The sequence below is a fragment of the Mesorhizobium sp. M7A.F.Ca.MR.362.00.0.0 genome, from assembly GCF_004023175.1.
GTDB lineage: Bacteria > Pseudomonadota > Alphaproteobacteria > Rhizobiales > Rhizobiaceae > Mesorhizobium.
In genome coordinates this window covers 5,370-14,394 of sequence record NZ_RZTF01000035.1, presented here as the reverse complement: position 1 = coordinate 14,394, position 9,025 = coordinate 5,370, and the positions used below count along the sequence as shown (strand labels likewise).

8 protein-coding genes are annotated in these 9,025 nt (G+C 63.8%); 7 read left to right on the top strand and 1 reads right to left on the bottom strand.

Features of this window, described 5'->3' with window-relative positions; genetic code table 11:
* From ccmE to EOC06_RS07665, 4 genes are all read left to right on the top strand, one after another.
* A partial coding sequence (ccmE, locus tag EOC06_RS07680; RefSeq protein WP_245469393.1) for a cytochrome c maturation protein CcmE occupies positions 1–352 on the top strand: 352 nt, incomplete at its 5' end.
* Positions 353–384: 32 nt separating this feature from the next.
* Positions 385–2,376, top strand: coding sequence for a heme lyase CcmF/NrfE family subunit (locus EOC06_RS07675; RefSeq protein WP_127270960.1), 1,992 nt, complete (start codon positions 385–387; stop codon positions 2,374–2,376).
* Positions 2,373–2,840: a cytochrome c-type biogenesis protein gene (locus EOC06_RS07670; protein WP_127380054.1), complete on the top strand. Its 468-nt coding sequence runs from the start codon at positions 2,373–2,375 to the stop codon at positions 2,838–2,840. The genes EOC06_RS07675 and EOC06_RS07670 overlap by 4 nt, the downstream gene beginning before the upstream one ends.
* A gap of 130 nt (positions 2,841–2,970) precedes the next feature.
* Positions 2,971–4,524 carry a Do family serine endopeptidase gene (locus EOC06_RS07665; RefSeq protein ID WP_127327202.1) on the top strand — a complete coding sequence of 518 codons (1,554 nt, stop codon included), beginning with the start codon at positions 2,971–2,973 and terminating at the stop codon, positions 4,522–4,524.
* A gap of 134 nt (positions 4,525–4,658) precedes the next feature.
* Here the strand turns inward: EOC06_RS07665 and EOC06_RS07660 are convergent, their stop codons facing one another.
* Positions 4,659–4,841: a hypothetical protein gene (locus EOC06_RS07660; RefSeq protein ID WP_128307462.1), complete on the bottom strand. Its 183-nt coding sequence runs from the start codon at positions 4,839–4,841 to the stop codon at positions 4,659–4,661.
* A 34-nt stretch (positions 4,842–4,875) separates the two neighbouring features.
* On the opposite strand from EOC06_RS07660, the gene EOC06_RS07655 reads away from it, so the two are divergent.
* From EOC06_RS07655 to EOC06_RS07645, 3 genes are all read left to right on the top strand, one after another.
* Entirely contained in the window at positions 4,876–5,550 is a 675-nt protein-coding gene (locus tag EOC06_RS07655) for a response regulator transcription factor (protein WP_023812818.1), read from the top strand.
* Positions 5,551–5,557: 7 nt separating this feature from the next.
* Entirely contained in the window at positions 5,558–7,036 is a 1,479-nt protein-coding gene (locus EOC06_RS07650; RefSeq protein ID WP_128307461.1) for a HAMP domain-containing sensor histidine kinase, read from the top strand.
* The coding region (locus tag EOC06_RS07645; protein WP_245469392.1) for a bifunctional [glutamine synthetase] adenylyltransferase/[glutamine synthetase]-adenylyl-L-tyrosine phosphorylase at positions 7,036–9,025 on the top strand (1,990 nt) is incomplete at its 3' end. The genes EOC06_RS07650 and EOC06_RS07645, both read left to right, overlap by 1 nt.

Genomic DNA, 9,025 nt, shown 5'->3' with positions numbered 1-9,025 from the left:
GAAGGCCTCCTTTTTCTACATGCCGGCCGATCTCACCACCGCCAGTGTCCAGCCTGGCCAGCGCATCCGGTTGGGTGGATTGGTCGAAAAAGGCACGATCCAGCGCGGGCAGGGGGCCACGGTCGGCTTTTCGGTGACCGACACTCACAAATCGGTCAAGGTCACCTACACCGGCATCCTGCCCGACCTTTTCCGCGAAGAGCAGGGCGTCATCACCGAGGGTACTTTCGGCCCGGACGGGGTTTTTGTTGCCGATAGCGTGCTGGCCAAGCATGATGAGCGCTACATGCCCAAGGAGGTTGCGGACGGCCTCAAGGCCAAGGGCGTCTGGCAGGAGAACAAGAGTGAATAGCTCCGGCAGGAGAGCGACAATGGATCACGGGCATGGTTGAAACCGGACATTTCGCCCTCGTCCTGGCGTTTGCGCTTTCGCTGGTGCAGACGGTGGTGCCGCTGTTTGGCGCGCGCCTGAACAACCAGCGCCTCATGGCCGTCGGCGGTCCGGTCGCGGTGACCGGCTTTGCCTTGACGGCGCTGTCCTTCGCAGCGTTGGCGAGTGCCTATGCAAGCTCCGATTTCTCGGTGGCAAGCGTGTGGGAAAACTCGCATTCCTTGCAGCCGTTGATCTACAAGATCACCGGAACCTGGGGCAATCATGAAGGCTCGATGCTGCTTTGGGTGTTGATCCTGACCTTCTTCGGCGCGCTCGTCGCCGCTTTCGGCTCCAACCTGCCGGCGACGCTGCGCGCCAATGTGCTTGCGGTGCAAGGCGCCATCGGCGCCGCCTTCTTCCTGTTCATCCTGGCGACGTCCAATCCGTTCATCCGGCTCAATCCGGCGCCGATCGAAGGCCGCGATCTCAACCCGATCCTGCAGGATCTCGGCCTCGCCATACACCCGCCGTTCCTCTATCTCGGCTATGTCGGCTTCTCGATCTGTTTTTCCTTCTCGGTCGCCGCTCTCATCGAAGGCCGCATCGACGCGTCCTGGGCGCGCTGGGTGCGGCCGTGGACGCTGGTCGCCTGGATGTTCCTGACCGGCGGCATCGCCATGGGATCGTACTGGGCCTACTATGAACTTGGCTGGGGCGGTTTCTGGTTCTGGGATCCGGTCGAGAACGCCTCCTTCATGCCGTGGCTGGCGGGCACCGCGCTGCTGCATTCGGCCATCGTCATGGAAAAGCGCTCGGCGCTGAAGATCTGGACGCTGCTGCTCGCCATTCTGACCTTTTCGCTGTCGCTGCTCGGCACCTTCCTCGTGCGTTCAGGCGTGCTGACCTCGGTGCACGCCTTTGCCACCGATCCGACGCGCGGCGTGTTTATCCTGTGCATACTGACGCTGTTTATCGGCGGCTCGCTGGCGCTGTTTGCGCTGCGCGCTTCCCGGCTGACGACCGGCGGCCTGTTCCAGCCGATTTCCCGAGAAGGGGCGCTGGTCCTCAACAATCTGTTCCTGACGACGGCGACGGCTACCGTCCTCGTCGGCACACTCTATCCGCTCGCCGTCGAAGCCTTTTCAGCCGACAAGATCTCGGTCGGCGCGCCGTTCTTCAATCTCACCTTCGGACCGCTGATGGTACCGTTGCTGCTCGTGGTTCCGTTCGGGCCGTTGCTTGCCTGGAAGCGCGGCGATGTCTTCGCCGTCGCGCAGCGCCTGATGGTGGCCTTTGCAGCGGCGCTGCTGGCGACGCTGGTCACCGCTTTGTTCATCGACGGCGCCTCGGTGTTCGCAGCCCTGGGCGTTGGCCTTGCCGTCTGGCTGATCCTTGGCGCGCTCACCGATCTCGCCGTCAAATCGGGGGTCGGCAATGTCGCCGCCGGGATCATGGTCAGGCGCTTGCTCGGCCTGCCGCGCTCGGTCTTCGGCACTGCCTTCGCTCACCTTGGCCTCGGCCTGACCACGCTCGGCATCGTCGGCACACTTTGCTTCGGCACCGAGAAGATCCTGTCGATGCATGCCGGTGAGACCGTCGAACTGTCCGGCCATACGCTGCGTTTCGTCGGGCTTTATCCGGCCCAGGGACCGAATTACAGCGAGGATCTCGGCCGCTTCGAACTGATCGGCGTCAGCGGCAGCCCTGTTGGCGAAATCAGCTCCGCCAAACGGTTTTATCCGGTGCGGCAGATGACGACGACGGAATCGGGCATCAGGACGATTGGTTTCTCGCAGCTCTACATCTCGCTCGGCGACGAGGGCAATGACGGTTCTGTCGTCGTGCGTTTGTGGTGGAAGCCGCTGGTGACGTTGATCTGGGGCGGCGGCCTGATGATGATGGCGGGCGCGGCGATGTCACTGATGGACCGGCGCCTGCGCGTCGGCGCGCCGTCGCGGCGGCGCAAGCAGGCGAGCGCGGTGCCATCCGCGACCCTGCCATGAACGCGCGGCTTTCTCTGACCTCCATTGTCCTGCTGCTGGCGCTGTTCTTTGCCGGCACGGCCTTGGCGGTGAAGCCTGACGAGGTGCTGCCTGATCCGACGCTGGAGGCGCGGGCGCGGGCGCTGTCGGAAGGCTTGCGCTGCATGGTCTGCCAGAACCAGTCGATCGACGAATCCGATGCCGACCTTGCCCGCGACCTGCGCGTCCTTGTGCGTCAGCGCCTCGTCGCCGGCGACACAGACCAGCAGGTGATGGATTACGTCGTGTCGCGTTACGGCGAGTTCGTGCTGCTGAAGCCGCGTTTCGACCTCCGCAATGCGTTGCTGTGGGGCACGCCCGTCCTGCTGTTGCTGGTGGGAGGCGTTTTCATCGTGCTGACCGCGCGGTCGCGCCGCGTGCTGGCAACAAAATCCCTGTCCGCCGAAGAACAGGCATCGTTGGACGCCATATTGCGCCGCGACTGACGTCCGCCGTCACTCCCAAACATTACCAAAGTTTCATGTGTCGGAAATGGCGCTGTAATGTGTGCCGCTCTAATTCTCCTTTCCGAGGATGCCGACCAAGCAGCGTCCGTTGAAAGAGGATAAGAGATCCATGAATATTGCCCCCAATTCATATTCCGTCACCCGCAAGCGTCTCATGGCTGCCGTCGCATCTGTCGCCGTGGCCGGTGCGATCGGCGTTGGCGCGCTGACCAGCGGAACCAGCCCTGTTCTGGCCGATGCCGTACGCGTCGAGGCGCCGCAGGTGCCGGGCTTCGCCGATGTCGTCGAGCGCGTTTCTCCCGCCGTTGTCAGTGTCAAGGTCAAGGCCAAGATCAGCCCGGCCGCCGATGATGGCTCCGAGCCGTCCGACGACCAGGATGGCATGAACAACCTGCCCAACAATCCACAGCTGCGCCGCTTCTTCAAGGAATTCCGTGGCTTTGGTGACCAGGACGGCCAGGGTGGCGGCAACAGGCGCTTCAGCCACCGCGACCGCAACAACGACCAGCCGCGGCCGGTTGCCCAGGGCTCGGGCTTCTTCATCTCGGATGACGGCTATCTCGTCACCAACAATCACGTTGTTTCGGAAGGCTCGGCCTTCACCGTGGTGATGCATGACGGCAAGGAACTCGACGCCAAGCTGGTCGGCACCGACCCGCGCACCGATCTCGCCGTGCTCAAGGTCGACGGCGTCGGCAAGTTTACCTATGTCGACTTCGCCGATGACTCCAAGGTTCGCGTCGGCGACTGGGTGGTGGCCGTCGGCAATCCGTTCGGCCTTGGTGGAACCGTCACCGCCGGCATCGTCTCCGCCCGCGGCCGTGACATCGGCGCTGGCCCTTATGACGACTTCATCCAGATCGACGCATCGGTCAACCGCGGCAATTCTGGCGGTCCGACCTTCAACCTCAACGGCCAGGTCGTCGGCATCAACACCGCGATCTTCTCGCCATCCGGCGGCAGCGTCGGCATCGCCTTCGACATTCCCGCTTCGACCGCTAAGCAGGTCGTTCAGGACCTGATGAAGAGCGGTTCCGTGCAGCGCGGCTGGCTCGGTGTGGAAATCCAGCCGGTCACCTCCGACATCGCTGAGTCGCTTGGTCTGAAGTCCAACAACGGCGCACTGGTTTCCAGTGCCCAGGACGATGGTCCCGGCAAGAAGGCGGGCATCACGGCCGGTGACGTGATCACCCAGGTCGACGGCAAAGATGTCGCTTCGCCGAAGGAACTGGCCCGGCTGATCGGCGCCTATTCGCCTGGCAAGTCGGTCGACGTCACCGTGTGGCGCGACGGCAAGAGCCAGACGGTCAAGGTCGATCTCGGCAAACTGCCCTCGAGCGACAAGCAGGCCTCTGTCGACCAGCAGCAGCCCGCCGCCCCGGCCAAGCCCGACACGCTGGCTGATCTCGGCCTGACCGTTACCAAGTCTGAAAACGGCAAGGGACTGGTGGTGACCGATGTCGATCCCGACAGCGATGCCGCCGATCGCGGTATCCAGCCGGGCGACGTCATCACATCGGTCAATTCGACCGAAGTGAACGGCACCGACGACGTCACCAAGGCGATGACCGATGCAGTCAAATCCGGCCGCAAGGCAGTGCTGATGCAGATCACCCGCGACGACACCAATCGTTTCGTCGCGCTGCCCGTCGCCAAGGGTTGAGGTTGGCCCCGGAGCGATCTCTCGGCCTTTCCAAGTGGGTGAGGGCGTTCCGGCGGCAGGTTGGACTTTTCCAGTGCGGCAGTTTCAACACCCCCGAGCCGCCGTACGGGAAAGCATGGAGGAGCGCGCGTTAGTCAGTCATCGCGCCTTCCCCGGCGGCAGCGGGCTTCCCATCGTCCGCTGCCGCACACTTTCAAAAGCGCTTCCGCGATCCGACGCAAAATGACATCGGCAGCGAGCAGCTTTATCGCGTACGGCTTCGGGCAATCTTGATCGCGGTGCGCTTTGGCAAAGGCCACAATGCAGATGTCTGCCACTCAACCTTCCGGCGAAATCGCGTATAACAGCCCTATGAAGATTCTCGTCATAGAAGACGATCGCGAGGCTGCGGATTACTTGCAGAAAGCCTTTGCCGAGGCCGGTCACACCGCGCATGTCGCCGGTGACGGCGAAACCGGCTTTGCGCTCGCCGACGCCGGCGACTACGACGTGATGGTGATCGACCGGATGATGCCGCGTCGCGACGGCCTGTCGGTCATTGCCGGTCTCCGGTCCAGGGGCAACACAACGCCGGTGCTGATCCTGTCGGCGCTCGGCGAGGTCGATGATAGGGTCACGGGTCTACGCGCCGGCGGCGACGATTACCTGACAAAGCCCTATGCCTTCTCCGAACTTCTCGCCCGCGTCGAGGTTCTGAACCGTCGCGCCAGCGCCAAGGAAGCCGAAACCGTCTACCGCGTCGGCGATCTCGAACTCGACAGGCTGTCGCATTCGGTACGCCGTGCGTCACGCGAGATAACGCTGCAGCCGCGTGAATTCCGCTTGCTCGAATATCTGATGCGGCATGCCGGCCAAGTGGTGACGCGCACCATGCTGCTGGAAAATGTCTGGGACTATCATTTCGATCCGCAGACCAATGTCATCGACGTCCATGTCTCGCGGCTGCGCGGTAAGATCGAGAAGGGCTTCGACAAGCCCATCCTGCATACGGTTCGCGGCGCCGGCTATATGCTGAAGAGCGGCTAGCTGCGGCATGGCTCTTTCCGTGCCAGCCATCATGAAGACGACGGCAGCGCGGCTTTCGGCGCTTTACCTCCTGCTCTTCGCGCTCTGCGCGGTGGCGCTCGTCTTCTACATGACCTCGTTGTCGGCGCGCATGCTGACCGGGCAGACACAGGACACCATCAATGACGAGGTGCTCGGTCTGGCTCGCGCCTATCAACGCGGCGGTCTGCCGGTGTTGGTCCGTGTAGTCGAGGCCCGCTCGCGCCAGCCCGGCGCCAACCTCTATCTGATCGCCGACGCCAACGGACAGATCCTGACCGGCAATGTGCAGAGCCTGGAGCCGGGCGTTCTCGAAACCGAAGGCTGGACCAGCAGTCCGTTCTCTTATCAGCGTTTTGGCGAGGGAGAGCTCGAGCGCCTGCGCAACCTTCCCGCCGAGCAGGGTACCACCACCCAATCCGAGCAGAACGATGCGCAGGCGCAGGGCGAAAAGGGCCACAACGCCATTGCGCTGGTGCTGCGGCTGCCGAACCAGATGATCATGCTGGTCGGCCGCGACCTTGGCGAGCCGGAACGGTTTCGTGCGGTCATCCGCCGTGCGCTGATGCTGGCGCTCGGCATGATGGGGCTGGGCGGATTGCTGATCTGGTTTTTTGTCGGCCGCGCCGCGCTGAAGCGTATCGACAGCGTGTCGGAAGCCAGCCGCCGCATCATGGGCGGCGATCTGTCGGGCAGGCTGCCGGTGACGGGGGTTGGCGATGAGTTCGACCGGCTCTCCGAAAATCTCAATGCCATGCTGGCCAGGATCGCCGCGCTGAATGAAGGTCTGAAGCAGGTTTCCGACAACATCGCGCATGATCTGAAGACGCCGCTGACCCGGCTCCGCAACCGGGCCGAAGCGACGCTTTCGGGCAAGCAAAAGCCCACCGACTACCGGCGGGCACTGGAAGGCACCATTGCCGAGTCGGACCAGTTGATAAAAACCTTCAACGCCATCCTGATGATTTCCCGGCTGGAAGCTGGCTACTCCTCGGAGAACACCAACCGCGTCGATCTGGCGGAGGCCGTGCGCGATGTCGTCGAACTCTACGAGCCGGTGGCGGAAGAGGCAGGCGTGTCGCTGGAAGCAGACGCGCCCGAGGCGGTGTCCGTCAACGGCAACCGCGAACTGATCGGCCAGGCGCTGTCGAACATCGTCGACAACGCCATCAAATATTCCACCGGCGCCAATGCCCAGCCGGCGGTGCGCGTCACGCTCGAGCGAGCCGGTGCGGACGTTCGCCTGTCTGTTGCCGACAATGGACACGGCATTCCGGATGATGGCGACCGCGCGCGCGCCACGGAACGTTTCGTGCGGCTGGAGAAGAGCCGTTCGCAGCCGGGTTCCGGTCTTGGCCTCAGCCTCGCCAAGGCGGTCATGACGTTCCACAATGGCCGGCTTGAACTCTTGCCTGGCAATCCCGGATTATCCGTGGTCATGAGTTTCCCAGCACGGGAGGATCACTGATGAGCACGGCTGCGAGGGCGAAAGATTGGCTGCTGAAGCCGGCGACCAGCCTGGCTCCGCTGGACGAAGACCGTGCGCGGCTGGAACTGGCCGAGATCGCTTCCGCGGCGCGCGAAGAAGGACTGACGCGGCTGGCCAAGTTCCTGGCCGGCAAGGGCGAGGGCCAGGATTTCCTTGCTGCCGTCTTCGATCTGTCGCCGTTCCTGCGCGATACCGCACGTCGCCGGCCGCAAATCCTGGACGGGCTGTTCGAGCAGACGATCGAGGCTCGACTGAAGGTGATCGGCGCCGCCATCGATCAGGTGCATCTAGCCGAAGCAGTCTCGGAATCCGGCTTGATGATGGAGCTGCGCCAGTGGAAGGCGGAGGCGCATTTCCTCATCGCGCTGGCCGATCTTGCCGGCGAGGCCGAAACGGCGCTGACGGTCCGGCGGTTGAGCGACCTCGCAGACGTCTGCACCCGCGCCGCCGTCGACTTCCTGCTGCGCGACGCGCATGGCCAGGGCAAACTCAAACTGCCGGATGTCGGCAATCCGTCGAAACAGTCGGGCTGGATCCTGCTCGGCATGGGCAAGCTCGGCGCGCATGAGCTGAATTTTTCCTCCGACATCGATCTGGTGGTTTTCTTCGATCCGGAAGCGCCCGCCGTCGTCGATCCGCTCGACGCCACCGAGTTGTTTTCGAGGCTGACGCGCCGCCTGGTGCGCATCCTGCAGGACCGCACCGAACACGGTTATGTCTTCCGCACCGATCTGAGACTGCGCCCAGACCCCGGTTCGACACCGCTGGCGATCCCGGTCGAGGCGGCACTGCGCTACTATGAGGCACGCGGCCAGAACTGGGAGCGCGCCGCGATGATCAAGGCACGCCCGGTGGCAGGCGATCTGGCCGCGGGTGCGGCCTTCCTCAAGGAGTTGCAGCCCTATATCTGGCGCAAATACATGGATTATGCGGCGATTGCCGACGTCCATTCGATCAAGCGCCAGATCCACGCCCACAAGGGCCATGGCGAGATTGCGGTCAAGGGCCACAACGTCAAGCTTGGCCGCGGCGGCATTCGCGAGATCGAGTTCTTCGTCCAGACCCAGCAGCTCATCGCCGGCGGACGCTTCCCTGAACTGCGTGGCCGCGAAACCGTGCCGATGCTCGGCGAGCTTGCGACCCGCGGCTGGATCACCGCCGAGGCGCGCGATGCGCTTGCCCGCCAGTACTGGTTCCTGCGCCGCGTCGAACATGCCGTGCAGATGGTTGCCGACGAGCAGACGCACACGCTGCCGGAAGATGATGAAGGCTTGGAGCGTATCGCACGCATGCTCGGCTTTGCCGATGCTTCTGCCTTTTCTCAAGCGTTCCGTGCCTCGCTGCAGCAGGTCGAACGTCACTACGCGGCACTGTTCGAAACAGCACCCGAACTGTCGACCGGCATCGGCAACCTGGTCTTCACCGGCGATGTGGACGATCCCGATACGCTGCAGACCTTGCACGGGCTCGGTTTTCAGCGGCCAAGCGACATCTGCCGCGTCATCCGTGGCTGGCATTTCGGCCGCTATCGCCTCACCCAGTCGGCGGAGGCACGCGAGCGGCTGACGGAACTGACGCCGGCGCTGCTGCGCGCCTTCGGCCAGACGCGCCGGGCCGACGAAGCTCTGATGCGCTTCGACGAGTTTCTCGCCGGCTTGCCGGCTGGCATCCAGCTGTTCTCCCTGCTGCAGTCCAATCCTGCCCTGCTGAAGCTTCTGGCGACGATCATGGGGGCCGCCCCCCGGCTGGCGGCGATCATCACCCGCAGGCCGCATGTCTTCGATGGTTTGCTCGACCCAGCCTTGCTCACCGAACTACCGGACCGCGCCTATCTGTCGGCGCGGCTTTCCGCCTTCGTCGAGGGCGACCGGCTTTACGAGGATGTGCTCGACCGGCTGCGCATTTTTGCCTCCGAGCAGAAATTCCTGATCGGTGTCCGGCTGCTCGCCGGCTCGATCGATCCGGCGC

Coding starts and splice junctions, on each gene's coding strand:
- EOC06_RS07675 (WP_127270960.1), top strand. CDS start 385: ATGGTTGAAACCGGACATTTCGCCCTCGTCCTGGCGTTTGCGCTTTCG.
- EOC06_RS07670 (WP_127380054.1), top strand. CDS start 2,373: ATGAACGCGCGGCTTTCTCTGACCTCCATTGTCCTGCTGCTGGCGCTG.
- EOC06_RS07665 (WP_127327202.1), top strand. CDS start 2,971: ATGAATATTGCCCCCAATTCATATTCCGTCACCCGCAAGCGTCTCATG.
- EOC06_RS07655 (WP_023812818.1), top strand. CDS start 4,876: ATGAAGATTCTCGTCATAGAAGACGATCGCGAGGCTGCGGATTACTTG.
- EOC06_RS07650 (WP_128307461.1), top strand. CDS start 5,558: ATGGCTCTTTCCGTGCCAGCCATCATGAAGACGACGGCAGCGCGGCTT.